The sequence below is a fragment of the Streptomyces montanus genome (genome assembly GCF_005786655.1).
Taxonomy (GTDB): Bacteria; Actinomycetota; Actinomycetes; order Streptomycetales; family Streptomycetaceae; genus Streptomyces; species Streptomyces sporangiiformans.
In genome coordinates this window covers 67,642-93,956 of record NZ_VBZC01000003.1, presented here as the reverse complement: position 1 = coordinate 93,956, position 26,315 = coordinate 67,642, and the positions used below count along the sequence as shown (strand labels likewise).

The 26,315-nt window shown below is 69.6% G+C and carries 22 protein-coding genes; 6 read left to right on the top strand and 16 right to left on the bottom strand.

What is annotated here, in order from left to right; genetic code table 11:
* Positions 1-118: 118 nt before the first annotated feature.
* A complete protein-coding gene (locus FE633_RS03085; protein WP_119102293.1) occupies positions 119-349 on the top strand; it encodes a DUF7455 domain-containing protein in 231 nt (76 codons plus the stop codon).
* 128 nt (positions 350-477) lie between these two features.
* Here the strand turns inward: FE633_RS03085 and FE633_RS03080 are convergent, their stop codons facing one another.
* From FE633_RS03080 to FE633_RS03050, 7 genes are all read right to left on the bottom strand, one after another.
* Complete coding sequence (locus FE633_RS03080; RefSeq protein ID WP_138043511.1) at positions 478-1,296, bottom strand: serine protease; 819 nt, start codon at positions 1,294-1,296, stop codon at positions 478-480.
* A 132-nt stretch (positions 1,297-1,428) separates the two neighbouring features.
* Positions 1,429-2,973: an RNA polymerase sigma factor gene (locus FE633_RS03075; RefSeq protein ID WP_281291105.1), complete on the bottom strand. Its 1,545-nt coding sequence runs from the start codon at positions 2,971-2,973 to the stop codon at positions 1,429-1,431.
* 408 nt (positions 2,974-3,381) lie between these two features.
* A complete protein-coding gene (locus tag FE633_RS03070; RefSeq protein ID WP_138043509.1) occupies positions 3,382-4,269 on the bottom strand; it encodes a FadR/GntR family transcriptional regulator in 888 nt (295 codons plus the stop codon).
* A 163-nt stretch (positions 4,270-4,432) separates the two neighbouring features.
* Entirely contained in the window at positions 4,433-6,193 is a 1,761-nt protein-coding gene (locus FE633_RS03065) for an ABC transporter ATP-binding protein (RefSeq protein WP_138043508.1), read from the bottom strand.
* A 92-nt stretch (positions 6,194-6,285) separates the two neighbouring features.
* Positions 6,286-7,044, bottom strand: a complete 759-nt coding sequence (locus FE633_RS03060; protein WP_138043507.1) for an NUDIX hydrolase — start codon at positions 7,042-7,044, stop codon at positions 6,286-6,288.
* A gap of 81 nt (positions 7,045-7,125) precedes the next feature.
* Positions 7,126-7,329 carry a hypothetical protein gene (locus tag FE633_RS03055; protein WP_425473141.1) on the bottom strand — a complete coding sequence of 68 codons (204 nt, stop codon included), beginning with the start codon at positions 7,327-7,329 and terminating at the stop codon, positions 7,126-7,128.
* A gap of 19 nt (positions 7,330-7,348) precedes the next feature.
* Positions 7,349-8,974 (bottom strand): DUF4192 domain-containing protein, encoded by a 1,626-nt coding sequence (locus FE633_RS03050; protein ID WP_138043506.1) that lies wholly within the window; start codon positions 8,972-8,974, stop codon positions 7,349-7,351.
* Between the two features lie 133 nt (positions 8,975-9,107).
* Between FE633_RS03050 and FE633_RS03045 the strand changes: the two genes are divergently transcribed.
* Both FE633_RS03045 and FE633_RS03040 read left to right on the top strand, forming a co-directional pair.
* On the top strand, positions 9,108-11,270 hold the full coding sequence (locus FE633_RS03045) for a RecQ family ATP-dependent DNA helicase (RefSeq protein ID WP_138043505.1): 2,163 nt from the start codon (positions 9,108-9,110) through the stop codon (positions 11,268-11,270).
* A gap of 222 nt (positions 11,271-11,492) precedes the next feature.
* Positions 11,493-12,119, top strand: coding sequence for a hypothetical protein (locus FE633_RS03040; protein ID WP_138043504.1), 627 nt, complete (start codon positions 11,493-11,495; stop codon positions 12,117-12,119).
* Between the two features lie 281 nt (positions 12,120-12,400).
* Here FE633_RS03040 and FE633_RS03035 read toward each other — a convergent pair whose 3' ends face one another.
* From FE633_RS03035 to FE633_RS03025, 3 genes are all read right to left on the bottom strand, one after another.
* Entirely contained in the window at positions 12,401-13,030 is a 630-nt protein-coding gene (locus tag FE633_RS03035; RefSeq protein WP_138043503.1) for a hypothetical protein, read from the bottom strand.
* Between the two features lie 68 nt (positions 13,031-13,098).
* Positions 13,099-13,800: a ribonuclease HII gene (locus FE633_RS03030; RefSeq protein WP_138043502.1), complete on the bottom strand. Its 702-nt coding sequence runs from the start codon at positions 13,798-13,800 to the stop codon at positions 13,099-13,101.
* 60 nt (positions 13,801-13,860) lie between these two features.
* The gene (locus tag FE633_RS03025; protein ID WP_138043501.1) at positions 13,861-14,520 is read right to left on the bottom strand and encodes a TetR/AcrR family transcriptional regulator; all 660 of its coding nucleotides are present in this window, start codon (positions 14,518-14,520) and stop codon (positions 13,861-13,863) included.
* Between the two features lie 172 nt (positions 14,521-14,692).
* Between FE633_RS03025 and FE633_RS03015 the strand changes: the two genes are divergently transcribed.
* On the top strand, positions 14,693-16,240 hold the full coding sequence (locus tag FE633_RS03015) for an MFS transporter (RefSeq protein ID WP_138043500.1): 1,548 nt from the start codon (positions 14,693-14,695) through the stop codon (positions 16,238-16,240).
* 111 nt (positions 16,241-16,351) lie between these two features.
* Here FE633_RS03015 and FE633_RS03010 read toward each other — a convergent pair whose 3' ends face one another.
* From FE633_RS03010 to FE633_RS02995, 4 genes are all read right to left on the bottom strand, one after another.
* Positions 16,352-18,052, bottom strand: coding sequence for a DUF4153 domain-containing protein (locus tag FE633_RS03010; RefSeq protein WP_425473140.1), 1,701 nt, complete (start codon positions 18,050-18,052; stop codon positions 16,352-16,354).
* Positions 18,053-18,312: 260 nt separating this feature from the next.
* Positions 18,313-19,230 carry an ADP-ribosylglycohydrolase family protein gene (locus FE633_RS03005; RefSeq protein WP_138043499.1) on the bottom strand — a complete coding sequence of 306 codons (918 nt, stop codon included), beginning with the start codon at positions 19,228-19,230 and terminating at the stop codon, positions 18,313-18,315.
* An 11-nt stretch (positions 19,231-19,241) separates the two neighbouring features.
* Positions 19,242-19,901, bottom strand: coding sequence for a histidine phosphatase family protein (locus FE633_RS03000; protein WP_119102280.1), 660 nt, complete (start codon positions 19,899-19,901; stop codon positions 19,242-19,244).
* Between the two features lie 81 nt (positions 19,902-19,982).
* Complete coding sequence (locus FE633_RS02995; protein WP_138043498.1) at positions 19,983-20,588, bottom strand: YdbC family protein; 606 nt, start codon at positions 20,586-20,588, stop codon at positions 19,983-19,985.
* A gap of 107 nt (positions 20,589-20,695) precedes the next feature.
* Here FE633_RS02995 and FE633_RS02990 point away from each other — a divergent pair, with 107 nt between their 5' ends.
* Positions 20,696-21,265 carry a TerD family protein gene (locus FE633_RS02990; RefSeq protein ID WP_138043497.1) on the top strand — a complete coding sequence of 190 codons (570 nt, stop codon included), beginning with the start codon at positions 20,696-20,698 and terminating at the stop codon, positions 21,263-21,265.
* An 85-nt stretch (positions 21,266-21,350) separates the two neighbouring features.
* On the opposite strand, the gene FE633_RS02985 is transcribed toward FE633_RS02990, so the two are convergent.
* Together FE633_RS02985 and nrdR are read right to left on the bottom strand one after the other, a co-directional pair.
* Positions 21,351-24,236: a vitamin B12-dependent ribonucleotide reductase gene (locus tag FE633_RS02985; protein WP_138043496.1), complete on the bottom strand. Its 2,886-nt coding sequence runs from the start codon at positions 24,234-24,236 to the stop codon at positions 21,351-21,353.
* 150 nt (positions 24,237-24,386) lie between these two features.
* A complete protein-coding gene (gene nrdR, locus FE633_RS02980; protein ID WP_138043495.1) occupies positions 24,387-24,938 on the bottom strand; it encodes a transcriptional regulator NrdR in 552 nt (183 codons plus the stop codon).
* A gap of 507 nt (positions 24,939-25,445) precedes the next feature.
* Here nrdR and lexA point away from each other — a divergent pair.
* Entirely contained in the window at positions 25,446-26,228 is a 783-nt protein-coding gene (gene lexA / locus FE633_RS02975) for a transcriptional repressor LexA (protein ID WP_138043494.1), read from the top strand.
* Positions 26,229-26,315: the final 87 nt, after the last annotated feature.

Genomic DNA, 26,315 nt, shown 5'->3' with positions numbered 1-26,315 from the left:
CAGCAGACAGCCGACTCGGAGAGAAATTTTTCGAGGAAGAGCCACGAGCGGGAACGTTTTAGGCCTGGTTGGATGTTGACCCTGGTACGACAGCTCGTCGAGCTAGAGAAGAGGCGACGTGACTACTGTTCTGACCCCCGCGAGCCCGCTGACGGCCGCTGACCGCTGCGACCGTTGCGGCGCCCAGGCATATCTGCGCGTCGTGCTCCTCAGCGGTGGTGAACTGCTCTTTTGCGCCCACCACGGTCGCAAGTTCGAGCCGGAACTCAAGAAGATCGCCGCTGAGATACAGGACGAGACGGAGCGGCTGACGGCCGCCCCGGCAAGCGCCAACGACGAAGAGCGTTGACACTTCGCATCCACGACGAGCCAGCTCCGGCACAGGCCGGTTGCCCGGGCGGCCACCCCTCCTTCGAGGGGTGGCCGCCCGGACTCGTGCACAGCGGTGCTCCTGCGTCCCTGCCGGCGGCGTGCCCGTCAGCGGCCCATACGCAGCGCTCTGACAACGTCAGAGACCCGCGTATAGACCCCTGGGCTGCCGGCCCGTCCGCAGCCCCTCCCCCATGACACCAGGCCGATCAGCCGCCCCTGGGCGACCAGCGGCCCACCGCTGTCTCCCTGGCAGGCATCCCGGCCACCGGCCGGCTCCCCGGCGCACAGCATGGCCCCGGACCGATACGTTCCGCCCGCACTGCCCGGATACGCCTCCTCGCAGACGGCATCGGACAGCACATCCACCCGTGCGGCCCGCAGGCCGCGCACATAGTCGCCTCGGCCCGTGATGTCGCCCCAGCCGTAGACCACAGCGTCCGTACCCGGCCGGTAGGCCGCGTCGCCGGGGCCCGCCATGCGGATGACGGAGCTCGCGGGGAGCGGCTCGGCGAGGGTGAGCACAGCGAAGTCTCCGGCGTTCGTGTACGCGTTGTACGCCGGGTTGATCCATACGCTGCGCAGGGGGATCTCCCTTCCCCCGTCCGCCAGTAGATCCCCCCGCCCGGCGATCACCTTGAGGTCGCGGATCTGCCGCGCGGGCGCTCCCAGCACCTGTCGGCTCATGCAGTGTGCCGCGGTCAGCACGGTAGACCGGCCGATCACCACGCCCCCGCAGAACTGACCCGCACGCGTGCCCCCGAACCGGTCACGGCTGGACAAGGCCACCGTCCACGGGCTCTGTGAGATCTCTACGGGATAGCCGCCGAGTACGACGCTGTCGGCCGCCGCGGGGGCAGGAGACGCCAGCGGTAACACGGCCGCCGCGACCGCGAGAGCAAGCGCCCGGGCGAAGGGACGGCACATACGTACTCCTCACTCTGGGTTGGCAATGGTAAGCCCAGAGTGACCCATCGGATGCCGGCGCGCACGCCGCGCAGACCAAAGGGCCCGGCCCCCTGTACGGGAGACCGGGCCCTCGTGACGTGTGGACGAGACCTAGTCGAGGTAGTCGCGCAGCACCTGCGAGCGCGACGGGTGACGCAGCTTCGACATCGTCTTGGACTCGATCTGGCGGATACGCTCACGCGTCACGCCGTACACCTTGCCGATCTCGTCGAGGGTCTTCGGCTGACCATCGGTGAGACCGAAACGCATGGAGACGACGCCCGCCTCGCGCTCGGACAGCGTGTCGAGCACGGAGTGCAGCTGCTCCTGGAGGAGCGTGAAGCTGACCGCGTCGGCCGGGACGACAGCCTCGGAGTCCTCGATGAGGTCACCGAACTCGCTGTCACCGTCCTCGCCCAGCGGGGTGTGCAGCGAGATCGGCTCGCGGCCGTACTTCTGGACCTCGATGACCTTCTCCGGGGTCATGTCGAGCTCCTTGGCCAGCTCCTCCGGGGTGGGCTCGCGGCCCAGGTCCTGGAGCATCTGACGCTGCACACGCGCGAGCTTGTTGATGACCTCGACCATGTGCACCGGGATACGGATGGTGCGGGCCTGGTCGGCCATGGCGCGGGTGATCGCCTGACGGATCCACCAGGTCGCGTAGGTCGAGAACTTGTAACCCTTGGTGTAGTCAAACTTTTCCACCGCGCGGATCAGGCCGAGGTTGCCCTCCTGGATGAGATCCAGGAAGAGCATGCCGCGACCCGTGTAGCGCTTGGCCAGGGAGACCACCAGGCGGAGGTTGGCCTCCAGGAGGTGGTTCTTGGCGCGGCGGCCGTCCTCGGCGATGATCTCCAGCTCGCGCTTGAGCTTCGGGGCGAGCTTGTCGGCGTTGGAGAGCTTGTCCTCGGCGAACAGGCCGGCCTCGATGCGCTTGGCGAGCTCGACCTCCTGCTCGGCGTTGAGCAGCGGGACCTTGCCGATCTGCTTGAGGTAGTCCTTGACGGGGTCAGCCGTGGCACCGGCCGCGGCGACCTGCTGCGCGGGCGCGTCGTCCTCGTCCTCGTCCGACAGGACGAAGCCCTGGGCGCCGTCCTCGGCGGGCTCTTCGGCACCGGGCTTGCCGGTACCCGGGGTCTCCTCGACCGCCGCCTCCTCGTCGATGAGCTCGACGTCGTCCTTCTTGGCGGCGGTCTTCTTGGCCGTCGTCTTCTTGGCGACGGTTTTCTTCGCGACGGCCTTCTTGGCCGTCACCTTCTTGGCAGCGGCCTTCTTGGCGGGGGCGTCCTCGGCGGGAGCGTCAGCGGCAGGCATCGCGGGGGCGGCGGTGGCAGTGGCCTTCTTGGCCGTCGCCGTCTTCGCCGCGACGGTCTTGGTGGCGGTGCGCTTGGCCGGACTCTTCGCTGCGACGCTCTTTCGGGTGCGCTTGGGCTCCGCGGCACTGACCATCAGCGTCACACCCTCTTCCTCGAGGATCTGGTTGAGGCTGCGCAGTACGTTCTTCCACTGAGTGGCCGGAATCTGGTCAGCTTCGAAGGCCCGACGCACGTCATCGCCGGCGATCTGCCCCTCAGCCTTTCCCCGCTCAATGAGCGCCATGACAGAGATGGACTCGGCGATCTCCGGCGGGAGCGTACGGGATGTGCTGGCCGACACGAACAACCTCTCGGAACGTTGGAAAACGGCTTCCGGCCCCGTCCAGTGTGGACCGGAGCCGACGACCGCCGACTTGGGGATAGCCGACGGCGCGGGCGGGGGCCGGGAAGATGCACAGCGCCGTGAGCGGCGTCCGTATTCCCTCCTCGACTGTCACCTCTTAAGTCATCGCGCTGCCCCGTGGAGCGTTACGCCCAATCTGCGTGGCCCGAGTCACACCCCGTAAGCACCCAAAAGCGGCCAGATACGGTCAAAAGTGGTCAGTCAATGAGCTCGACGCCTCGTCCCGCTGCCGGACTCTGCCGGATTCCAGAGGATTTCCGGCAGAGTCCGGCAGCGGATCGTTCGCCGATCGAGCGTTGCCGCGCGAGGGGGCACGCCCCCGAACGCGCCGCCCTCGGTATGCGGTCAGTGCTCGCGCGGCGCGGGCACCACGCGTTCCACCTCGGGGTGGACGGTGAGCAGTTGACGCATGGCAGCCTCCGCCCCGACTCCATCACCGGCGGCGAGAGCGTCGACGATCCGGGCGTGGTGCGCGAGGGAGGTCTCGTTCGGCCGGTCACAGCCGGTGACCGGGCCTCCGGAGACCTGCAGCGCGGCCGAGACGATCCCTGACAGGTGCTCCAGCATCCGGTTACCGGCGACCTGGATGAGGAGCGAGTGGAACTCCGCGTCGGCGCGCGAGAAGGTGAGCGAGTCGCCCTGTGCCATGGCATGGCCCATGATCTCGACCATGTCGGCGAGCCGCTGATTCACCTCCTCGCGTCCGTGTCCGGCGGCGAGGCGGGCGGCCAGCGGCTCGATCGTCCAGCGCAGCTCGCTCAGCTCCCGCCGCTGATCGTCGCGCTGCGGCCCGAAGGCCCGCCACTCGATGATGTCCGGGTCGAGCAGGTTCCAGTCACTGACGGGCCGTACACGCGTGCCGACATTGGGGCGGGCGCTGACGAGGCCCTTGGCCTCGAGGACGCGGAGTGACTCACGGACTACGGTGCGGGAGACCTCGAACCGCTGGCCGATCTCTTCGGGCACGAGCGGGCGGTCGGCTCCCAGGTCTCCGGACACAATCATCTGGCCCAGCTGCTGGACGAGTTGGCCGTGCAGGCCACGGCCGCGGCTGCCCGCGGCGCGCCTGCCGACTCGGCCGAGCTCCGGGTCCGCGCCGTCCCACACTGGGGCACCGACACGGTCGGCGCCAGGGGCCTCCACATAGGGGTAGCGGTCGAGTTCGCCCGGACCGGCGAGGCCGGAGTCGGCGGAGCGGGCGGCGGTCATCATGGTGTGCGCAAGGGTACTCACGCATCCTTTGTCGGCGTCGGCCCCAACTCCCTTGAGGTCTTTGGTGAAAAGCACACGAAAGGGTGATCGCTCACCCCATCGCAATTGACGCCTTATCGGAAAGAAATGGGCGTTCTCCGAGGAGTTGTGCGCACGGGAGGAACACCTCGGCCACGGGTGATCGTCATCGGACCCTGCTACGCAGGGTCGTGAGCAGATACGCGCAGAGCAGGGCCGTGAGCGACAACGCCAGTGCACCGCCCACGGGTTGGGCGATCATCCGCGCCCCGGCGGCCAGATACTGCTCGCCCCCGAAGGGCCACGGCGCCAGCATGAGCTCACGCAGCCGCGTCGAAAACCCGGCCGCGGTTCGCACAGAGGGCCCCTCCAAGGCCTTCTGCAGAAGGGGTACGACCACGACCGGTACGGCCAGAACCGCCGCGAATCCGGCGGTCGTCGACCGGAAAATCCCCGCGGCCAGCACGCCGGCCCAGGCGCAGCCCACCATGAGTCCGAGCCAACTCGCGCTCATCGAAGGCCAGTCGACGGGAACCGCGGTGAGCTCCCCTCCGTAGACGATGTAGAGCAGTTCGGCGTCCACACCCACCGTGAGGACGGCCAGAGCGAGCGCGACGGCGGCGGCGACGAGGAGTTTGGCGGCGAGCAGTCCCAGGCGCCGCGGGACGGTACCGCGATCCGCCGCCAGGGCGGGGTGGCGGAACTCGTCGCCGAAGGCGATGGCGCCGAGCAACCCGGCACCGAGCGCCGCGGGCGGCAGCGGCAGTTCCTGCGGCCACGCGGCGAGCAGGCGAGGCTGCGGTGTGTGTCCCACCCGCGCCAGGAGTACGGAGAGAAGGGCTGAGGCGGCGAGTACGGCGGCCGCGACGAGATAGCCGGTGCCGACTCCTGCCACGCGGCGCAGTTCGTAACGCACAGGACGAAACGGGCTGGGCCCTTGGCGAACGGAAATGGGGGGCGGAAGGGCGGACAGACCCTCCGCGTCCTCCTCCTCGGTGCGCCCCAGGGTTACGTCCCCCTGAGGCTCTCTCACGGCCTGCCCCGCCGCGTAGGGCCCCATGTCACCGATTTCCTCGGCGAGTTGATGTACGAGGATGCCGTGGCGGTGCGCGGTTTCGCCGACATCGGCGCATGTACTGCCGTACACCGAGAGGCGGCTGCCGTCCTCTCGCACCACTTCGACGGAACGTCGTGTTCTGCGTGCCTCCTTGGCGAGAAGGGCGCCGAGTCTGCCGGCGTGCGGGCTGCGGACGGCGACACGGGGCCGGAGCCGGGTACGGGCGAAGTCCTCGACTTCCTGGTCGGCGACGATCCTGCCCTCGTCGATCGTGACGACCCGGTCGGCGGTCCGCGCGGCCTCCTTCGGGTCGTCCGTGGTGAACAGCACGGCGCCGCCCTCGGCGGCGTGCGCGCGCAGAATCCCGTGCAGCCATCGGCTTTCGCGGGAGGAGAGTCCGTCCGCGGGGTCGTCGAGAACGAGCGTGTGCGGGTCGGGCAGCAACGCGCAGGCCAGACCGAGGCGACGGTCCATGCCGCGTGAGAGCATGCCCAGGCGTTCCTCGCGCAGGCTGACGAGGCCCACCACTTCGAGGACCTCGTCGGCACGCCGGACGGGCACACCCACGGCGGCACACAGCATGCGGAGTTGCCCCTGAACGGTGCGTGCCGGATGGCCGGGCACCTCTCCGAGGAGAACGCCCACTTCACGCGAGGGATGGGCGATTCGGTGCAGCGGACGGCCTCTGAAATAGGTGATTCCGCGGCCTCGTTGGAGTTCGAGCATGAGCCTCAGCGCCGTCGTCTTGCCCGCACCCGGGGCTCCGAGGAGCGCCGTGACGCGGCCCGCGTGCGCCTCGAAGGACACGTCATCGACGACGGGCGGAAGCTCCTTGCGGGGGTCGCTGGTCAGTCCGATGGCCTGGATCACCCAAAGCAAGATAGCGCGATATTTACGTTTTTTCGGTCATCTGGGACGCGCTTCGAGGAGCGGGCCCCGCGCCCGTCCGACCCAGTCGTGCGTCAGACCTCGGGGCGCAGCATCGGGGGATTGAGCAGCGTGGCGCCGCCCGCGCGGAAGAGCTGGGCGGGGCGGCCGCCCTGCCGGGTGGTGGTACCGCCGGTCGGGACGAGAAACCCCGGTGTGCCGGTCACCTTGCGGTGGAAGTTGCGGGGATCCAGTGCCACGCCCCACACAGCCTCATACACGCGACGCAGCTCGCCGACGGTGAACTCGGGCGGGCAGAAGGCCGTCGCCAGCGACGAGTACTCGATCTTGGACCGGGCCCGCTCCACCCCGTCCGCCAGGATCTGCGCATGGTCGAAGGCGAGCGGCGCCGCCAGTTCCCCTTCGCGGCCGTAGCCGCCCCGCTGGAGCAGCTCCTCGACGGGGGCCCAGCGCGCGCTGTTCGCGTCGCCGCCCGCGCGGGGAGCCGGCAGATCGGGCGCGAGCGCGAGATGGGCGACGCTGACGACCCTCATCCGCGGGTCGCGCTTGGGGTCGCCGTAGGTGGCGAGCTGTTCCAGGTGTGCGCCGTTGTCCTGAGCGGGGGCGTCCGGGTCGTGGGCGCGCAGCCCGGTCTCCTCGGCCAGTTCTCGCGCGGCCGCCTGTGCCAGGTCCTCGTCGGCCCGTACGAAGCCGCCGGGCAGCGCCCACCGCCCCTGGAACGGAGGCTCGCCCCTTCGTACCGCCAGCGCGCACAGGGCGTGGCGACGCACGGTCAACACGACCAGGTCAACGGTGACGGCGAAGGGTGGGAAGGCTGACGGGTCGTAGGGCATGCCGCGATCATAGTCGTCTTCCTGACGATAAACACGCCCTTCATCGGTCGCTCGGGTGGCTGATCCACTTCGGTTCGGACGTCAGGGAGCGCTGGTGACGAGCAGCACCCCGGCGGCGGCCGCCGTAGCCGCCGGACGGCAGGCCGCCGGGGACGGAAGGCCGCCCGCAGCACGCCCTGCAGCGGCGAACGCACCTCCTTCTCGTAGCGGGCGAACGGCCAGCTTCTCGTAGCCGGCGGCCAGGCCGGCGAAGGCGACGGCAACAGCCGTCTCGTGGATCCGCACGACCCCACCGTGGTGCCGATCAGTCGTTCTTTGTTCCCTGACGGGGCTCCGGACGGCGGGGCCCCCTGCGGGACCGTGAAGCGCTGCCCGTGCTGTCGGCAGCACGAACGGGCCCTTCTGCCGCGGGGGCGGCGTCCGCGGCCGGTCGGGGACGGCCGGCGCCTCCCCTCTCGGAGGAACGCCGGCTCGGACGGCTGCCGGCGCTCCCTGTGGACCGCGTCCGGCGTCGGCGCCGGGAAGCCGCCCGTGTCGACTGGGGCGGGACATGCCCCGATGGCCGGTCCGCGTCGGCCCCCGGCGCGGAGGACACCACCGCTCCGGCCCTCGCCTCCGCACCGCCGCGCCCGGCACGCTCCCTGCGCAGGCACCGGCGAATCGACTCCGGATCCAGACCCTCGTTGCACGCCTGATGCAAAAGGCGGGCGAAGAGATATCCGGGATCCGCGCCGAGCGCCATGGCCAAGGCTTCGCGAGCCTCCAGTTCGTCGCCGGAAGACCAGGCGACCCATCCCGCGAGGGTGAGCGGCGCCGCGGCGTGCTCGCCGTACGGGCCGACGCAGCGGCGGGCCAGGGCCCGCCAGAGACGCAGCGCGGGTCCCGCCTCGTCGCCCTCCATCCACTCCGCCACCCTGTCGCGCGTCGTGCGGTCCTGGAGGCCGAGGATCAGGGTGGCGGCCTCGTCGTGGGCCAGTAGTTCGTCGTCCCGGAGGTCCGCGGGCAGTGTTCCGGACACGGCTGGGGCCTCGGTGAACCGGCGCATGACCCGACCCGCCAGGTCGACCGTCCGGGCCGCCACGTCCGTGCGGCTCTCGTCGTCCAGGATCCTGGGGATGAGGGCCAGGCTCACGGCGTCCAGCGCGGACTCCTGCTCCAGTGCCGCCGCGGTCTCCCAGGGCGCGAGCCTCGCCCGCAGCTCACGCAGCGTGCCCCGTACCTGAAGACCGGCATATGTCGCGGCGGCGGCCAGCACCGAGGTACCGGGCAGCCCCATGGGAGTGCCGGCCGACGGACAGCACTGCTCGCTGGGGCAGCAGTACGACCAGAAGCGGCCGTCCGAGATGCACAGGGCCTCGATCACGGGGACGTCCAGAACGCCGCATGCCGTGCGCAGCAGCTGCGCCAGCGGGCGCAGGCGCTCCATGACCTCCTGGCCGGACTCGCCGCCCTCGGGGTCCTGGCAGAGGAACGCGACCATTCTCTCGATCGGCGCGCCCCTGCGTTCGCTTCCCTTGACGAGCCCATGGGCCAACTGCTCCGCCACGGACGGCCAGTCCTCCGCCTGGTCGGGAATGCCGAGCCGGGCGCGCCCGCCGAAGCGTCCACGCCCGTCCCGGTCGTGCAGGGCGACGAGCACGATGCTGTCCTCGGGCCGGTACCCGAGCAGGTACGGCAGGGCATCGGCCAGCTCCGCCGGAGTACGGAGTGTGACCTGGTGCTCGGTGCACGGGACATCGGCCGCGACTCCGCCCGCATGGGCATCACCTTCGCCATGTCCGCCTTGGCCGCACTGGCCGCCTTGCCCGCCGCACTCGGCCGCTTCCGCATACCCGTCGCACCTGTCGCACCCGTCGCACCCGTCGTGCCTGTCATGCGCGCCGATGTCACCGTCGCCGGAAGTCCCGGCCGCTTCGCTGTGATTCGTCATGCGGTGACCATCCCGCGGATCTCAAGATTCCGCTTTACCCTGTGGACAACCATGATCATGACCACGTCAGAAGCTGTCCACAGCCTGACCGGCTCATTCGCGCGATGTCCGACCCATCGGGTTGCATGGGGCCATGAGCAACGAAGACCTGCGCACCGCGGCCGATACCGTTCTCGCCCGCCTCATCGGCGCCCAGGCGGGCGAGGCCCGGCTGCGCGAGGACCAGTGGCGTGCCATCGAGGCACTCGTCGCCGACAAGCGCAGGGCGCTGGTGGTGCAGCGCACCGGCTGGGGCAAGTCCGCGGTGTACTTCGTCGCGACCGCGCTGCTGCGGGAGCGGGGCGCCGGCCCCACGGTCATCGTCTCCCCGCTCCTCGCTCTCATGCGCAACCAGGTCGAGGCGGCCGCGCGCGCGGGGATCCAGGCGCGGACCATCAACTCGTCCAACACGGAGGAATGGGACACCATCCAGGACGAGGTGGCCGCAGGCGCGGTCGATGTGCTGCTGGTGAGCCCGGAGCGGCTCAACAACCCAGACTTCCGCGACCAGGTACTGCCCAAGCTCGCCGCGGCCACGGGCCTGCTCGTGGTCGACGAGGCACACTGCATCTCCGACTGGGGCCACGACTTCCGGCCCGACTACCGTCGGCTACGCACCATGCTCGCCGATCTCCCACCGGGCGTTCCGGTCCTGGCCACCACCGCGACCGCCAACGCACGCGTGACGGCCGATGTGGCCGAGCAGCTGGGCACCGGCGGCAGCACGGACGCGCTCGTCCTGCGCGGTCCCCTGGACCGGGAGAGCCTGAGCCTCGGTGTGCTGCGGCTGCCGGACGCCGCGCACCGAATGGCCTGGCTCGCCGAGCACCTCGCCGACCTGCCCGGTTCGGGAATCATCTACACGCTCACGGTGGCCGCCGCCGAGGAGGTCACCGCGTTCCTGCGGCAGTCCGGGCACACCGTGGCGTCGTACACCGGGAAGACGGAGAACGCGGACCGTCAGCAGGCCGAGGAGGATCTGCTCGCCAACCGCGTCAAAGCCCTGGTCGCGACGTCCGCGCTGGGCATGGGCTTCGACAAGCCCGACCTCGGCTTCGTGGTGCACCTGGGGTCGCCGTCGTCACCGATCGCGTACTACCAGCAGGTGGGGCGCGCGGGGCGTGGTGTGGAGCATGCCGAGGTACTGCTCCTGCCGGGTAAGGAGGACGAGGCGATCTGGCAGTACTTCGCCTCCATCGCCTTCCCTCCCGAGGAGCAGGTCCGGCACACGCTGGATGCCCTCGCGCAGGCGGGAAGGCCGCTCTCGCTGCCCGCGCTCGAACCGCTGGTGGAGCTGCGCCGGTCCCGGCTCGAGACGATGCTCAAGGTCCTGGACGTGGACGGCGCGGTGCGGCGGGTCAAGGGAGGCTGGATGTCCACCGGCGCCCCGTGGACATATGACACGGAGCGCTACGCGTGGGTCGCCAAGCAGCGTTCCACCGAGCAGCAGGCGATGCGCGACTACGTGTCGACGACCAGCTGCCGGATGGAGTTCTTGCGGCAGCAGTTGGACGACGAGGGGGCCGCCCCGTGCGAGCGCTGCGACAACTGCACCGGTCCTCGGTTCACCGACTCGGTCTCCCCCACCGCGCTGGACTCGGCACGCGGTGAGCTCGGCCGTGCGGGTGTCGAGGTCGAGCCCCGGAAGATGTGGCCCACGGGTCTGCCCGCCGTCGGCGTCAATCTGAAGGGACGGATCCCGGTCGGTGAACAGGCCGCGTCCGGGCGGGCCTTGGGACGCCTCTCGGACATCGGCTGGGGCAACCGGCTGCGCCCGATACTGGCTCCCCAGGCCCCGGACGGCCCCGTTCCGGACGATGTGGCGAAGGCCGTGGTCGGAGTGCTGGCCGACTGGGCGAAGGGGCCCGGGGGCTGGGCTTCGGGAAACCCCGACGCGCAGCCGCGCCCGGTCGGTGTCATCACCATGGCCTCGCACAGCCGACCGCGTCTCATTCAGTCGCTGGGAGCGCGGATCGCCGAGGTCGGACGGCTGCCGCTGCTGGGTTCCCTCGAGTACGCCGCTGAAGCCGCGGCGGCGCACGTCTCCAGGAGCAACAGCGCACAGCGGCTCAAGGCGCTCGACGGGGCCCTCACCGTGCCCACCGCCCTGGCCGAAACCCTCGCGCAGGCCCAGGGGCCCGTACTGCTCGTCGATGACATGACAGAGACCGGCTGGACACTCGCGGTGGCCACGCGCATGCTTCGACGGGCCGGTGCGCAAGCGGTATTGCCGCTGGTCCTCGCCGTACAGAACTGACCCATGCGTCGCCATCAAGAACCCTGGGCAGGGATATAGGAGACGCATCGGCAGATAACGGTCGGTGGTCCCAATTGCTCGTTGCCGCAACCAAGTTCGACAGGAAGAATTGGGGCTGCGCCCCGCGCGGCCGGTCCAAGGTCGCCCGTCAGGGCTGTGCCGCGGTGCGCTCCCCCTGTCCGACCCCGCCCGCAGTGTGGGCGCGTAGCCGAAGGGAGGACCGTGACCTTCGGATTCGCTCCGTCCTCGGCGGCATCGATGTCGACGTCCGCCGCTCCCGCCAACCCACTGGCCCGGATGCTCGAACCCTCGGAGTGGGCCGCCGCGGGGATTCCGCTGCTGCGTAATCCCCGGGAGGTCGTCAGCGGGCTGCACTCCCGGCATCGGCCCCGGCCCGCGACCGCGGTCGTGGCTGTCCTCGATCCGGACGAACGACTGGCGGCGAGCGCCTCGTTCACCCGTCGCCCGGCTCCGGCGGACGGCTGGATGTTCCGCAATTCGCTGCTCGCACAGCTGCGCCGGGTGATCCCGCACGACCTGCGGCGCCGCACCCCGGTGCGTACCGCCGTGTTGCTCTACTGCCGCGAGGGCGACGCGCGTTGGACGGAGGAGGACGGGGCCTGGATGTGGGGGCTCCGAGACGCCTGCACTCTGCACGGGCTGCGCTGCGGGGCGTACATCACGCTGACGAGCGACGGCTGGCAGGTGCTGGGCGAGGGACGCGGCGGGCGTCGGCCCAACGCGGACTCACCACCGGAATCCTTCGAGTCGTTCGCCGCGGCCGACACACCGCAGCCTCGCGCCGGAGGCGCCGCCTCCGAGGTGCTGCGCCGAGCGGCCGCCCGCTGAACCGGCGCTGCGTAGCCGTCGGCACCGGCCGCGTCCCGCGCGGCAAACAGCCCCTGGGCCCGCTATCAACCTTCCCTCGGCACGTGATGGCCACCCCCAGAACGTCCATATGGACAGAACGTCCATATGGACACGTGGACATGGCCACATGACTCAACGGAGCCGGGGCCGACACGTCCCCCGTGCGGGCACACGTCGAACCGCCCCGTACGGCACACGTCGAACCATCCACCGTGCGGATGCCGCCACGGGCGGCATCCCGCCGTCCCTGGATGCCTCGGTCAGACCCCCGCGCCCAACACCGAGTTGATCTTCTGCGGGTCGCCGCAGACGATCAGCAGGGTGCCGGCTCGGCCGTGGGCCAGCGGCAGGGTGGTGGCGGCGACAGTGTCGGGTCCGCCGTTGACGGCCACGACGACCACGGGGCGAGACGCGGCACGGGCGGCGAGGGACGCGTCGGTGTAGAAGACGTCGTCGCCCGCGTCGTGCTGCGCCCAGTACGCGGCGTCGCCGAAGGACAACTCGTGAGCGGCCCACGGGTGCGGTTCACCGGTGGTGATCACCAGCACCTCACCAGGGGCACGGCCCGAATCAAGAAGCAGATCGACCGCTTCCTCGGCAGCGTCCAGCGCCCCCTCGACCGAGGCCGGGATCAGCTGGATCTGCGGAGTCGAGGCAGCGGCGGGGGCTGCCGGAGCGGACGGCTCCGGCTTGGCCACAGCCGTGTCGCGCGGCGCGCGTTGCGCCGGCGGCATCGGCCGAACGGGACCCGGGCGGCCGGGACGCGGCGGAGCCGCGGGACGGGGGCCGGGTACGGGGCGGGGGGTCGGCGCGCTACGGCCGCTGGCCGGAGTGGCGCGGGGACCCTGGGCACTCTCGTGAATCTGAGGCTCCTCGGGAATGAGAGGCATGAGCTGATTTTTATCAAACGCCGGTGCGACGCGCCTCGGCGGGTGGCACATGAGTGCGAGCGGAGACGTCAGAAATCGAAGCCGAGCTGACCTTCGATCTCCGGAACGCTTCCGTCCGCCCAGCTGCGGACCTTCTTGAGGTGCCGCCACTGGGGCAGCGCATCAAGATACGCCCACGACAGCCGGTGGTACGGGGTGGGGCCCCGCAACTCCAGCGCGGCCTTGTGCACCGGTGACGGATACCCGGCGTTGGCCGCAAAACCGAAGTCTGCATGGTCGATACCCAGTTCGGCCATCATTTTGTCGCGCTCGACCTTGGCGATCACCGAAGCCGCCGCGACGGCCACACACGACTGGTCGCCCTTGATCACCGTACGCACCCGCCACGGAGTACCGAGATAGTCGTGCTTCCCGTCGAGGATGACCGCGTCGGGGCGGACCGGCAGGGTCTCCAAGGCGCGTATGGCGGCGAGCCGCAGTGCGGCCGTCATGCCCAGGCTGTCGATCTCCTCCGGAGAGGAATGCCCCAGGGCGTACGACGTCACCCACTTCGAGAGCTCCCCGGCGAGCTCCGTGCGTCGCTTGACGGTGAGGAGCTTGGAATCGGTGAGACCTTCGGGCGGGCGACGCAGTCCCGTGACCGCCGCGCAGACGGTGACCGGTCCGGCCCACGCGCCGCGCCCCACCTCGTCGACACCGGCAATGACTTTCGCTCCAGTGGTGGCGCGCAAGGAGCGCTCGACAGTGTGGGTGGGTGCTTCGTACGGCATGACGCCCTTAGCCTACGCCGCGCCAACCCCGGTCCGACACCGAGGTTTCCCCAGGCAACCTCACGCTCCGGCCGGACGCAGCAGCGGAACCATCATCTGGTCGATCATCTCTTCCAGATCCTGGTCGCTCCATTCGCTCACGCACACCTTTGAGCGGTACATCATCATGGCCGGGATGGCGTCGAAGACATAGGAGTTCGCCGCGTCGGGCCGCACTTCTCCCCGCTCGATACCACGGAGAATGACCTCTCGCACCAGCCGCACCCCCGGCTCCACGACCCCGTCGAGGATCACGGCGTGAAAGCGTTCAGCGGCACTGAAATCGCATTCGTGAAGCACTGAACGCAGGGCGAAACCCGGACGCGAGAACATCGCCTCGCGCACCCGGCGGCACAGTTCCAGGAGTTCCTCGCGCACGTTCCCGAGGTCGGGCGCGTCCTCAAAAGTGGGCAGCCCGAACCGGAGCGCGTCCACGACGAGGTCTTCCTTGGACGGCCAGCGACGGTAGACCGCGGCCTTGCCGGTCTGGGCGCCCGCGGCGACGCCCTCCATCGTGAGTCCGTTCCAGCCGACCGTGCCGAGCTGCTCCAGCGCCGCGTCGAGGATCGCGCGTTCGAGCACGACCCCGCGCCGGCGGAAGGAGGCCGTCTGGGCGGGGGCGGCCGTCTGAGCGGGGGCGGCCGCCTGAGCGGGGGCGGCCGTCCAGTGCGAAGTAGCCATGTGAGTGTCTCCGTTATGCATGGGGGGAGCGGGGGTTTCGGGGAAAACGGGCTGTCCGGTGAAGCGGCGCGGAAGTAATTCAGTGAACGGTTGCGTTCACTGATGGGGACTCACTACCTTTGACGCGACAGTGGACGCGAGCGTTCACTAACGCACTTGTGGGGGACCCATAGTGACAACCTCTCAATTGGCTCAAAACCAGAAGCCGGGGGCGGCCCGCCGGGAGGGGCGCCCCGGCATCGCGCTCACCGTCATCGCGGCCTGCCAACTCATGGTGGTACTCGATGCGACGATTGTGAACATCGCGCTCCCGCACATACAAGACGCGCTCAAGTTCTCCACGACCGACCTCACCTGGGTCGTCAGCGCGTACACACTCACGTTCGGCGGTCTGCTGCTGCTCGGCGGCCGGGCCGGCGACATCCTCGGTCGTCGCCGGGTCTTCATGGCCGGCATCCTGCTCTTCACCTTCGCCTCGCTGCTCGGCGGTTTCGCCCAGGAACCCTGGCAGCTGCTGGCCGCGCGCGCCCTCCAGGGCATGGGTGGCGCGATCGCGTCGCCCACTTCGCTCGCGCTGATCACCACGACCTTCCCCGAGGGCCCCGAACGCAACAGGGCGTTCGGTGTCTTCGCAGCGGTCTCCGCCGGAGGCGGCGCCATCGGCCTGCTGGCCGGCGGCATGCTCACCGAGTGGCTCGACTGGCGCTGGGTGCTCTTCGTCAACGTGCCCATCGGCCTGCTGATCGCGTTCCTCACGCCCCTCTACATCAGCGAGTCCGAGCGGCATCCGGGACGCTTCGACTTCGCGGGCGCGCTGACATCGACGGCCGGCATGGCGTCCCTCGTCTACGGCTTCATCCGGGCAGCCGAGGAGGGCTGGCGCGACAACCTGACCATCGGGTCCTTCGGAGCGGCGGTGGTCCTGCTGCTGGCCTTCGGACTGATCGAGTCCCGGGCCAAGGAACCGATCACGCCGCTGCGCATGTTCGCCGACCGCAACCGCTCGGGCACGTATGTGATCATGCTGAGCCTGGCCGCGGCGATGTTCGGCATGTTCTTCTTCATCGTGCTCTTCGTGCAGAACGTGCTGGAGTACACCCCGATCGAGGCAGGCCTGGCCTTCCTCCCGGTGACGGTCGCGATCGCGTTCGGCGCCGGGCTGTCGCAGCGGTTCCTGCCGGTGCTCGGCCCCAAGCCGTTCATGCTCGTCGGCTCGGTGCTCGTCGTGATCGGACTCAGCTGGCAGACCTTCATCAGCCCCGACAGCTCGTACGTCGGCGGAGTGCTCGGCCCGATGCTGGTGTTCGGCTTCGGCATGGGTCTGAACTTCGTGACCCTGACCCTCACCGCGGTCTCCGGTGTCGCCCAGCACGAGGCGGGCGCGGCGTCCGGACTGCTCAACGCCACGCAGCAAGTGGGCGGTTCGCTCGGCCTCTCCATCCTGACGACGGTCTTCGGCACGGCCAGCCGTGATGAGGCGGAGAAACAGCTGCCCGCGTTCATGGCCAACGCCTCGCCCGAACAGAAGGCGGAGTTCGCGCAGTCGCAGCAGCTGCCGGCGCCGTGGGGTCACGAGGTGTTGTCCCAGGGCATATCCACCGCCTTCATCCCGGCCGCCGCGATGGCCGTACTGGCCCTGGCGACCGCCGCGTTGGTGATCCGGGTCCGCAAGAGCGACCTCGACGCCCTCGCGGGCACCGCAGGCCCCACCGGGGGCTGACGCTGCCGCGGGAACGTACGGAGGCCGGACCGCGTCCTCGGGACGTCGGCCCGGCCTCCGTACGTTCCCGCGTTCCCCGGCGGCTCGTACGCAATCCGCGCAGCCGGTGCCTCAGCGGTACAGAAGCTCCGTCTGAAGCCGATTGCACACGCGCCAGTCCGCCTTGGCCGACAGCGGCCGGTCGTCGAGAATGCCTCGGGCACGGACCTCGCCCCAGCTGGTGGCGAACCAGGGTTCGCTCTCCTTGCTCAGGTCCCTCGCGATGGACTCGAGAGCGCAGGAACGAAGTGGCTCTTTCAGCTCGTCGAGAGCCGGTACGGCGTCCGCGGACAAGCCGCGCACGTAGGCGAGGTCGAACTTGCCGGTCGTCTCGTACCGTTGGACGTTGCGCTCGGCGACCAGACCGTCCGGTGACGCGAGCCCGAAGACGAGCACACCCCCGGCGGCACTGGCCACGACGGCGCGCGGCAGCCAGCGGGCGCCCCATACACCGGCCGCCATGATGAGCACGATGACCAGACCGAGCCAGACCTCCACGGCCACCACCGAGATCCTCAGCCGCGTCAGTCCATAGGCCTCCACGTACATGTGCATACGTCGCACCGCCGATGCCACCACAACGAGTGCCAGGACACACAGAGTTCCCAGGACGGCATGCACGAGCCTCCGGTCGCGCGCACCGTCGCGCGGAGCCCAGCGCAGGGCGACGACGATGACGAGCAGGGTGAGCAGCGTGACCAGGAGCAGCTGCCAGAAGCCCTGGCGCGCGTACTGGGCGTACGTCTGGCCCGTCTTCTCCAGCACGGCGTCGTATCCGCCGAACAGGACAGCGAGCTGGACGGCGTTGAAGGCCGCGAAGAGCACCGCCAGCACGATGAGGGGCAGCGCCCACTCGACACGGCCACGGGCCCGGCCGGGGACCACCTCGATGCGGTCCCACAGGACGGGCGCGGCGGCCACGTGCGCCGCCGCGAGAGCCCCGACCACACCCAGCACAAGGAGTACGACGTGCCAGGGGCCGCCGGAGACGGACGCGTCCGGCACGAGGCTGCCGAGCAGATCCGCGAAGGCGGCGTCGGCCCCTGCGAACAGCGCACCGAAGACCAGCAGCAGAACCGCCGCCACCGCGAGCGCGCGCACCACCGGGCCCAGGTTGCCGCGGGCGCCGCCGGTCCGCTCGCGCAGGCCGCGCCAGCCCCAGGCCGGGCCGGTGAGGATCGCGGTGTTGAGACCGATCGGGCCGAGGAGCACTCCGGGCCAGGTACGGCCTCCGTGCAGTGCCAGGGAGCCCACGGCCAGCGCGGCCACGACCGCGAGGAACGACGGCCAGTCGGCGTCGCGCAGGGCCGGCACGGCCAGCAGGGCGAGCCCGCCGATGCCCCAGATGAGCGTCCAGCGGCGCGGACGCCGGCCGGCCGCCTGGGCGGCCCAGTACGCGGCGAGCGCGGCCGGAATCGCCACCATCATGAGGTTGAGGGCCAGTCCGTCGCCGAGCAGGAGCATGCTGAGCACCCCGGTGGCCAGGGCGGCCCAGAGGGTGGCGGTGCGGACCGGGGCCGGGGGCTCCGCCTGAAGCTCGGCGAACGACCAGGAGTACCCGGCGACGGGGTATTGCCCGGCGGAGGCGCTCTCGTCGGAATCGCTCTCGCCGGAATGGGACGCCGGGACGGCGTCCTCCGGCTCTTCGGCGTCCTCCGGCTCTTCGGTGTCCAGGGCGGACTTCCGGCTCAAGGCAGCGGTACGCCCCTCGGCAACCGCACCATCCTCCGCTTCCGGCCCTCTCGGCTCGGCCTCGGACGGCGTGTCGGACACGGGACCCCCTCCCGACCGGCCCGCGCGCGGCACGCGGCAGTTGGCTGCGGCGGAAGCCCGGGGACCGGTTTGTCTGGTCGTGGCACGCTCGGGATGATCAACGAGCGGCGTGGCGGACAGGGTATTCCGCGGAACATCCGACGAAGTGGGACGTGGGTGCTCTGTGGCAGGTCTGTGACAGTCGTCGACGTCTGTGCCAGGAGAAGTCAGGGAAAACGCGGTGCCGGCAGCTCGTGCGGGCGCTCGGCACCGTACGCGACCTACTCCGCGCTCGCCGCCCGCAGCCAGCCCGGCAACGCCTCGGTCCCCTCCGCCCACTCCGCCGGGGGCGCCCCCGCCTTCCCCGCGGCCAGCACACCGCCCACGATGGCGCAGTTCGTGTCCACATCCCCGCCCACCTGGGCGGTCGCCCAGAAGGCCTGTTCGTAGTCCCCGAGGGCGCGCGCGGCCGACCAGAGGGCGAACGGCACGGTGTCGTGCGCGCTCGTGCGCCGCCCGCAGCCGAGGACGGCGGCGACCGTCGTCGCGTCACCGTAGTCGAGCATGTCCCGGGCGCGCCGCAGCCCGGCGCCCACGGCGCTGCGCGGTACGAGGGCGACGACACCGTCGAGCAGCGACTCCGGGCCGGGCGGACCTCCCGGCGCTGCCGCCAACGCGGCGGCCGCGGCCACGGCCATGGCGCCGGCCACGGCCTCGCGGTGCTGGTGCGTGGGGTACGCGGAGATCTCCGCCTGGTGCGTCGCCTGCTCCGGATCGTCCGCGTACCAGGCACCCAACGGAGCGATCCGCATCGCCGCGCCGTTCCCCCAGGAGCCCTGTCCCTTGAAGAGGGCGGAGGCCAGTTCGCGCCAGTCGCCGCCCTCCCGGACCAGCCGCAGCAGCCGGTTGACCGCGGGCCCGTAGCCCCGGTCGAAGTCGTGGTGCTGCGCGAAGGAACGGGCCAGCTCGTCCTGGTCGATACGGCCGTGTGCAGCCAGAACGGCCACTACGGAGCAGGCCATTTCCGTGTCGTCGGTCCACTGCCAGGGGCCGGGCGGCAGGGCGCGACGCTTGAGCAGCGGGTAGTTCTCGGGCACGAAGAACTGCGAGCCCAGCGCATCCCCCACCGCGAGTCCGCGCAGGCTGGCCAGCGCGCGGTCCATGCGCCCGGCGGGAGGGGAATCGGAGTCAGCGGTCATCGCCCCGCACTCTATCCGGTGGCTCCGTACGGTTCCGGATCACGCCAGCGGTCGAACGGCCGGTCCAGGGTGTACTTGCCGTCCTCCCCGAGCACAAGCATGCGCATCTCGCCGTTCCCCGGATTCGACAGTGATTCGAACTCCGCGACCGACCAGTGGAACCAGCGCATGCAGAACAGCCGCATGGCCAGACCGTGGGTCACCAGCAGCACGTTCGGTGGGTGGTCGGGCGCCTCGAAACTGCGGAAGAGGCTCTCCAGGAAGTTGCCGACCCGGTCGTACACGTCGGCGCCGGACTCCCCCTGCGCGAATCTGTAGAAGAAGTGCCCGTACGCGTCGCGATACGCCTTCTGCAGGCGTACGTCGTCCCGGTCCTGCCAGTTTCCCCAGTCCTGTTCGCGCAGCCGCGGCTCCTCGCGTATGCGCACCAGCTCGGGGTCGAGATGGAAGGCGCGGAACGTCTCGTGCGTACGGCGGTACGGAGAGACATAGACGCTTACGCGCTCGCGGCCGAACACCTCCCGCAGCCGCTTGCCGGTCTCTTCCGCCTGCTGCCATCCCGCGTCGGTGAGTGGCAGGGCATGGTCGGGTTCGCGTTCGTACACGGAGTCATCGGCATTGCCCGCAGACTCTCCGTGCCGGACGAGGACGATGCGCCGTGGTCGTGCCATGCCAAAACCCTAGATCGGTTCAGCGCCGATCGAGCACCCCTACGGGCTTCATACAGCGTATGTCACAGAGATACGGCCCCTTCAGACCGTCCAGCTCGGTTCCAGCTCCACGATGTCGCCCGCGAGAGCCGCGACGTCCGCCTCTATCTGGGCCCTCAGAGCGAGCCGCTCCACGCGCTCGACGCGGTACTTGCCGTGCTCGGCGGCCGATTGCCACATCGACAGGACCAGGAACTCATGACCGGGCGCCTCGCCGAACAGGCCGCGCACCATGCCCGGCGAGCCGGCCATCGCGGGATTCCACACCTTCTCCTGCATCAGCGCGAAGTGCTCGGCTCTCTCTTCGTGCACACGGCAGTGCGCCACCCGCACCAGGTCGGCATCCGTGAAGCGCGGCTCGAAGCCGGTCTTCACATCGAACCGGTGGTCGAAGAGTTTGATGTGCGGATCCTTGAACGTGCCCGACTGAGCCGCGGCCAGCCGATCATGGGAGCGGGCCATGAAGGAGTCGTAGAACGCACGGCTCTCCCAGAAGGCGAAGACGTGGGCCACTCCCGGGCGCCCCCGGCTCCAGCCCCCGCCCTGCCCCCTGAACCCCGGCTCCCCCAGAAGCCCCGCCCATTTCCGCTGCCCCCGCTCAAAACCGCGGCGGTCCACCACGGTGCAGCGAATCCACTTGACCAGCACCGCGCCATCGTAAGGCCACGGAGCGTGGCGGAGGTCACGCTCCGGCAGAGTGCACCCGAGCGAGCGTCCCCGCGCGCGTGGGAGGATGGGCAACTGGCCACAAAGGTATGGCGGTTGAGGCGGCAAGCACCGCCGGACGGGGAGGAGAACTGGTGAACAAGGGCATCCGCAAGGTCGAGGTGGCGGTGAAGTGGGACCCCAGTCCCACAGGTGAGCCGCCCACGGACCTCGACCTCGTCGCGGCGACCTACCTGGCGGCAGAACCGCACGGAGACCCCGACTATCTAGTGCACTTCGACAGCCGCTCCCCGGACGGCACCATCACCCTCGACCGCGACAGCAAGACCGGCCAGGGCTTCGGCTGGGACGAGGTCATGGTCCTGGAGCTCAACCGCCTCGACAGCCGCTACGCGCGCGTGGTGGTCGGCGTCGCCATACAGCAGCGGCCCGGCGAGAAGACCTTCGTCACCGTCCACAACCCCGCGCTGCGCATCCGTGAGGGGTACACCGTCCTGGCCGAGGACGACTTCGGCGGCGTACTCGGCGCGCACTCCGCGACGGTCGCGGAGTTCGTGCGCGACGACTCCGGTGAATGGACCTTCTATCCGGGCGTCCACGGTTACGACGCGGACCCTGCCGCGTTCCCCCGTGTCATGGGCCGCCCTCGCGAGTCCTGAGTCCACGAGCGCTATCGATGCCGAAGGGCGGCACGGCCACAGGCCGTACCGCCCTTCAGTGTTTCAGCCCTTCAGTGCTTCAGGGTCAGCTGCAACCGCTGGTGGAACCGCAGCCCTCGCAGATGTAGCAGGACCCGGCCCGCTGCATCTTCGTGCCGCAGGAGAAGCACAGGGGGGCGTCCGCCTGGATGCCCAACTGCATCTCCACCAGTTCGGCACTGGTGTGCGCCTGCTGCGGGGCGGGCTTGGCCGCCTCGACCTCGGTCTTCGGGGTGACGACGGCCTTCAGTTCCTGCGCGCGGGGCGCGGACTGGGCGAGGCCCTCGACGTCGACCTCGTCGTCGCTCGGCTCGTAGGACCCCGTCTCCAGATGCCGCTGACGCTCCTCGGCGGAGTGGATGCCGAGCGCGGAGCGGGTCTCGAAGGGCAGGAAGTCGAGCGCCAGGCGACGGAAGATGTAGTCGACGATCGACTGCGCCATCCGCACATCCGGGTCGTCCGTCATACCGGCCGGCTCGAAGCGCATGTTGGTGAACTTCGAAACGTACGTCTCCAGGGGGACGCCGTACTGCAGGCCCACCGAGACGGCGATCGAGAAGGCGTCCATCATGCCGGCGAGGGTGGAACCCTGCTTCGACATCTTCAGGAAGACCTCGCCGAGACCGTCGTCCGGGTAGGAGTTGGCGGTCATGTAGCCCTCGGCGCCGCCCACCGTGAAGGAGGTGGTGATGCCGGGCCGGCCCTTGGGGAGGCGCTTGCGGACCGGTCGGTACTCGACGACCTTCTCCACGGCCTCGCGGATGGTCTCCTCCGCCTTCTCCGCGATCTTCTCTTCCTTCTTCTTCGCGGAGAGCGGCTGGCCGACCTTGCAGTTGTCGCGGTAGATCGCGAGCGCCTTGACGCCCAGCTTCCAGGCCTCGAAGTAGACCTCTTCGACGTCCTCGACGGTGGCGCTCTCAGGGAGGTTGACCGTCTTGGAGAGCGCCCCGGAGATCCATGGCTGGATCGCGGCCATCATGCGGACGTGGCCCATCGCGGAGATGGAACGCTCGCCCATGGCGCAGTCGAACACCTCGTAGTGCTCGTTCCTGAGGCCCGGGGCGTCGATCACATTGCCGTGGTCGGCGATGTGGGCGACGATCGCCTCGACCTGCTCCTCCTGGTAGCCCAGGCGGCGCAGGGCCTGCGGCACGGTGCCGTTGACGATCTGCATGGAGCCGCCGCCGACCAGCTTCTTGAACTTGACCAGCGCGAGGTCGGGCTCGAGCCCGGTCGTGTCACAGGACATCGCGAGACCGATGGTGCCGGTCGGGGCGATGACGGACGCCTGCGAGTTGCGGAAGCCGTTCTTCTCGCCGAGCCGGAGCACGTCCTGCCAGGCCTCCGTGGCGGCGGCCCAGACCGGGGAGTCCAGGTCGTCGATGCGGACGGCCACGGCGTTGGCGTCGGAGTGCTGCTTCATGACGCGCAGGTGCGGCTGCGCGTTGCGGGCGTAGCCGTCGTACGGGCCCACGACCGCGGCGAGCTCCGCGGAGCGCTTGTACGACGTACCCGTCATCAGCGAGGTGATGGCACCGGCGAGGGAGCGGCCGCCGTCGGAGTCGTACGCGTGGCCGGTCGCCATCAGGAGGGCGCCGAGGTTGGCGTACCCGATGCCCAGCTGACGGAACGCGCGGGTGTTCTCGCCGATCTTCGAGGTCGGGAAGTCCGCGAAGCAGATGGAGATGTCCATCGCCGTGATGACCAGCTCGACGACCTTCGAGAAGCGCTCGATCTCGAAGGACTGGTTGCCCAGGCCGTCGTCCTTGAGGAACTTCATCAGGTTCAGCGAGGCGAGGTTGCAGGACGTGTTGTCCAGGTGCATGTACTCGCTGCAGGGGTTCGAGCCGTTGATCCGGCCCGACTCCGGGCACGTGTGCCAGTGGTTGATGGTGTCGTCGTACTGGATGCCGGGGTCGGCGCAGGCCCAGGCCGCCTCGGCCATCTTACGGAAGAGCGCCTTGGCGTCGACCTCCTCGAGGACCTCACCGGTCATACGGGCGCGCAGGCCGAACTTGTCGCCGTTCTCCACGGCCTTCATGAACTCGTCGTTCACACGGACCGAGTTGTTGGCGTTCTGGTACTGGACGGACGTGATGTCGTCGCCGCCCAGGTCCATGTCGAAGCCCGCGTCACGGAGGGCGCGGATCTTCTCCTCTTCCTTGACCTTGGTCTCGATGAAGCCCTCGATGTCCGGGTGGTCGACGTCGAGGATGACCATCTTGGCGGCGCGGCGGGTGGCGCCGCCCGACTTGATCGTTCCTGCGGAGGCGTCGGCGCCGCGCATGAAGGAGACGGGACCCGAGGCGTTCCCGCCGGAGGAGAGCAGTTCCTTGGAGGAGCGGATACGGGAGAGGTTCAGGCCGGCACCGGAGCCGCCCTTGAAGATCATGCCCTCTTCCTTGTACCAGTCGAGGATCGACTCCATGGAGTCGTCGACGGCCAGGATGAAGCAGGCGGAGACCTGCTGGGGCTGGGGCGTGCCGACGTTGAACCACACCGGCGAGTTGAAGCTGAAGACCTGGTGCAGGAGGGCGTACGCCAGCTCGTGCTCGAAGATCTCGGCGTCGGCGGGCGAGGCGAAGTACTTGTGGTCCTCTCCGGCCTTCCGGTACGTCTTCACGATGCGGTCGATGAGCTGTTTGAGGCTCACCTCGCGCTGCGGGGTGCCGACGGCACCGCGGAAGTACTTGCTGGTGACGATGTTGACCGCGTTCACCGACCAGAACTCGGGGAACTCGACGCCACGCTGCTCGAAGTTGACCGAGCCGTCGCGCCAGTTGGTCATGACGACATCACGGCGCTCCCAGGCCACCTCGTCATACGGGTGCACGCCCGGGGTGGTGTGGATGCGCTCGATACGCAGCCCCTTGCTGCCCTTGGAACCCTTGGCTCGGGAACCTCGTGCCGGACCGCTCGCCGTCTCTGTCATGCCGCCTCCCTGTATCGGGCTAAAACGCCCTGAAGTGCCTCGTTCTTCCCGGGGCACGGTGTGTGTCTGGTGTTGCGCGCACCGCGTACACGTCCGCTCGCAACAGGTATTTGGTCGCCGCCGATCAGCCGGTCCCAGCCGGCCCTCCCGTCAGTCGGCGGCGTGGGCGGGAACGGGGACTTCAGCAGTCGCTCCGGACCCGCGATCGGTTCCCTCTCGCCCCGTGCCCGCGTCATCGTCGTCCGCGGCGGGGCTCCGCGTGTCTTCCCTGAGTTCCGCGATGGCGGCCTCGAAGTCCTCCAGCGAGTCGAACGCCCGGTACACGGACGCGAACCGCAGAAAGGCGACGAGGTCCAGCTCCTGCAGCGGGCCGAGTATGGCCAACCCGACGTCATGGGTGGTCAGTTCGGCGCTTCCGGTGGCGCGCACCGCCTCCTCGACCCGTTGGCCGAGCTGGGCGAGTGCGTCCTCGGTGACAGGCCGTCCCTGGCATGCCTTGCGGACGCCGTTGATGACCTTGGTACGACTGAAGGGTTCGGTGACTCCGGACCGCTTGACCACCATGAGCGAGCACGTCTCCACCGTGGTGAACCGACGGGAGCAGTCGGGACACTGGCGGCGCCTGCGGATCGACGTACCGTCGTCGGTCGTCCGGCTGTCGACAACACGGCTGTCGGGGTGCCTGCAGAAGGGGCAGTGCATCGAACTCCAACCCTCCTTCACGGCACGACTCAATAGCCTCGACAGACCCTTCGGCCCCTCGAAGCAGGCCCCAGCATAGGCGATGATCGAGCCCCCTGAGGACCGGGGGAACCACAACTTCTGGGCCGCTGATGCCATCCAACCACTAGATCTGGGGTTTTGGCTGCAGATTCGACCCATGAATACGTGTCTTGCCGATGTCGCCATCTGTCGCACACCCGTATCGGTCCCGGGACCTGCGGGGATAGCGTGGGCGCCGCGCGGAGGGCCGGTTCACGGTTGACGGGACACCGGGTGGCAGACTGGGCCACGACCCACGAGGTCGTCGCCCCGGCGGTGAAGAGTACGACAATGAACCGTTTTGCCCGCCGGGTGCAGCGTTGGCCATACACCCAGACACATGATCGCGGCAGGCGGTTCGGTATTTTTCACTCGAACGTGTGTTTGGCGCAACCTTTCGAAAGCAACTACCGTTGTCCAGCAGGGAGACGAACGAGAGGGGCCGACGTGACCACCACCGCAGACACTGCCGCCATCACTGCCCAGGACCGCTCCCAGGGCCGACTCGAGCCGGTGCATGCCATGAACGAAGCAGTGAACCAGGAGGGCCCCAAGCCCACACGCTCCCTGCCGGGCCGACCTCCAGGCATCCGGGCGGACAGCTCCGGCCTCACCGACCGGCAGCGCCGGGTGATCGAGGTGATCAGGGACTCGGTGCAGCGGCGCGGCTACCCGCCGTCGATGCGGGAGATCGGACAGGCCGTGGGGCTCTCCAGCACCTCCTCGGTCGCACACCAGCTGATGGCACTCGAGCGCAAGGGCTTCCTGCGCCGCGACCCCCACCGGCCGCGCGCCTACGAGGTGCGGGGTTCCGACCAGTCCACCGCGCAGCCCACCGACACGGCAGGCAAGCCGGCCGCGTCGTACGTCCCGCTGGTCGGCCGGATCGCCGCCGGTGGCCCGATCCTCGCCGAGGAGTCGGTCGAGGACGTGTTCCCCCTGCCCCGGCAGCTGGTCGGGGACGGCGAGCTGTTCGTCCTGAAGGTCGTCGGTGACTCGATGATCGAGGCCGCGATCTGCGACGGTGACTGGGTGACCGTCCGCCGCCAGCCGGTCGCCGAGAACGGCGACATCGTGGCGGCCATGCTGGACGGTGAGGCCACGGTCAAGCGCTTCAAGCGCGAGGACGGACACGTCTGGCTGCTGCCCCACAACTCCGCGTACTCGCCGATTCCCGGCGACGAGGCGACCATCCTCGGCAAGGTCGTGGCGGTGCTGCGGCGGGTCTGACCGCGGCGGCGGGCGGCACACCTCCGCCCCTGATCCGGGCCCCGGGACCACCTGCGCCGGTTCCGGGGCCCTGCTCTGTCCGAGCCC

What these genes read in the sequence shown, in the direction of transcription:
- FE633_RS03080 (WP_138043511.1), bottom strand. Translation starts at nt 1,296, where the DNA reads ATGTGCCGTCCCTTCGCCCGGGCGCTTGCTCTCGCGGTCGCGGCGGCC.
- FE633_RS03060 (WP_138043507.1), bottom strand. Translation starts at nt 7,044, where the DNA reads ATGCCCTACGACCCGTCAGCCTTCCCACCCTTCGCCGTCACCGTTGAC.
- FE633_RS03050 (WP_138043506.1), bottom strand. Translation starts at nt 8,974, where the DNA reads ATGACGAATCACAGCGAAGCGGCCGGGACTTCCGGCGACGGTGACATC.
- FE633_RS03045 (WP_138043505.1), top strand. Translation starts at nt 9,108, where the DNA reads ATGAGCAACGAAGACCTGCGCACCGCGGCCGATACCGTTCTCGCCCGC.
- FE633_RS03035 (WP_138043503.1), bottom strand. Translation starts at nt 13,030, where the DNA reads ATGCCTCTCATTCCCGAGGAGCCTCAGATTCACGAGAGTGCCCAGGGT.
- FE633_RS03030 (WP_138043502.1), bottom strand. Translation starts at nt 13,800, where the DNA reads ATGCCGTACGAAGCACCCACCCACACTGTCGAGCGCTCCTTGCGCGCC.
- FE633_RS03025 (WP_138043501.1), bottom strand. Translation starts at nt 14,520, where the DNA reads ATGGCTACTTCGCACTGGACGGCCGCCCCCGCTCAGGCGGCCGCCCCC.
- FE633_RS03005 (WP_138043499.1), bottom strand. Translation starts at nt 19,230, where the DNA reads ATGACCGCTGACTCCGATTCCCCTCCCGCCGGGCGCATGGACCGCGCG.
- FE633_RS03000 (WP_119102280.1), bottom strand. Translation starts at nt 19,901, where the DNA reads ATGGCACGACCACGGCGCATCGTCCTCGTCCGGCACGGAGAGTCTGCG.
- FE633_RS02990 (WP_138043497.1), top strand. Translation starts at nt 20,696, where the DNA reads ATGGCGGTTGAGGCGGCAAGCACCGCCGGACGGGGAGGAGAACTGGTG.
- FE633_RS02985 (WP_138043496.1), bottom strand. Translation starts at nt 24,236, where the DNA reads ATGACAGAGACGGCGAGCGGTCCGGCACGAGGTTCCCGAGCCAAGGGT.
- nrdR (WP_138043495.1), bottom strand. Translation starts at nt 24,938, where the DNA reads ATGCACTGCCCCTTCTGCAGGCACCCCGACAGCCGTGTTGTCGACAGC.